The organism is Aureitalea sp. L0-47, assembly GCF_026126405.1.
Lineage (GTDB): Bacteria > Bacteroidota > Bacteroidia > Flavobacteriales > Flavobacteriaceae > Pukyongia.
In genome coordinates, this window is the sequence record NZ_JAFMTQ010000040.1 from 1 (window position 1) to 1568 (window position 1568).

The following is a 1568-nucleotide window of genomic DNA, read 5'->3' on the forward strand; positions in this document are numbered from 1 at the left end:
TTATCCCAGAATACCTGGTCGGTTAGCTGACGCTGTTGGATGTTCGGGTTGTTTTCTACTTCGTCTACAGGATATCTGAATCCTCTTGGGAATGCACCTGCAGGGATGATAGGCGATTGTACATCTGGGAATCCGGTTCTTCTGTACATATTGTACACTTCTACGCCGTTACCCCAGGATGCCAGCATGGCTTCTCTTGCGATTACAGCCAGTTTCTGCTGGTTGTTTCCACCGTTGAACTCTTGTAGCACACCTGCTACATAAGCGTCCTTATCGGCTTGTGTCATTGCGAATGGAGCTTCTCCCAGATTTCCTGCGAAGTCGTCTACCTTGTCAAGGCTGATACGGATACCTTCTGCCAATAGGTTGGCTGGGTTACCGTTAGTACCTAGAGTAAGGGCTGTTTCTGCCAACAGGAAGTGCGTATGAGAAGCCAGGTAGATCGGAAGGATTCCGGCTCCACCCAGGTTGTTCTCTGTTTGCCTTGCCTGAACAAACTCATCTCTATCGAAAGCACCACCCCCTGGATAAATACCAAAGGTAGTACGTTTGAATCCGTCGTTTGGAATACCTGCATCATCGGTGTGGTCACGACCCCAGTACAGGTTACCTACGTAACAGTAGTCGTAACGAGCATCACCGGCACACGGAAGGTCTGAACCTGATGGCTCAGTCCCGGTTTGACGATACAGGTAGTAACGAGTTCTTGGATCGATATCTCCTGTTTCGATAAACGGAGGTTGGTTGTCTCCTGCATTAAGGAAATCAAGAAATTGGTTACTCATGTAAGAAGCAGCACCTGCAGCAAGATATCCGTTAGTAAAGTACGGGTGTCTTGATTCTGCCGGATCCTGAATATCGGAATATCCAAAAGAGAAATCCTCACTGGAACTATCGATGATGTTTGAAGTAGCCGTCGCGTTGATACCTGCTGTAGCACGAGCTGCATCGGTAAGACGAAGGTTGTTGTAAGCACGAAGCTTCAAGGTGTTGGCAAGTGCGATCCAGTTCTCTGCATCGAAAGAACCAAAGTACAGATCTGTTTCTGGTTCTACAAGACCACCGGCCTGTAGGTTCGCGATAGCCTCGTCCAATAGCTCGATCTGCGCATCGTACACCACCTTACCTGCATCAGCATTCGGGTTTGGAAATTCTTCCGGCTGATTGGCTTCAGAATAAGGAACATTGTTCACATAGTCTACAAGAAGCATATAGGTGAAGGCCTCAAGCACCTGTGCCACACCAATGTGGTTAGGAAGTCCCTCACCGCCGTTTTCAATATCTACTTCATTAAGACCCTGGATAAGGTCGATGTTACCAAACATCTGGTAAGACTGTGTCCACTCGGTCAATAAGGTGTTCTCATCAATAGCCCCGTTGTAGAAACCAAACAAGTTGGTCATACGAGTAAGGCTACTCGATGGTCCGTTAAATCCGTTCCATATGTTACGGGCGAATGTAATCTGAACATCATTCAAAATGAAGTTCGGATCTGAATTCTCCTCCCCAACCTGGTTGGGATTTACTAATAATTCAAGCTCAACCGTCTCACAAGCTGTGAAGAGCGT

At 47.3% G+C, this 1568-nt stretch carries 1 protein-coding gene; it reads right to left on the reverse strand.

The annotated features are described in order from the left end of the window. A partial coding sequence (locus J1N09_RS15355) for a SusD/RagB family nutrient-binding outer membrane lipoprotein (protein WP_265201164.1) occupies positions 1–1568 on the reverse strand: 1568 nt, incomplete at both ends.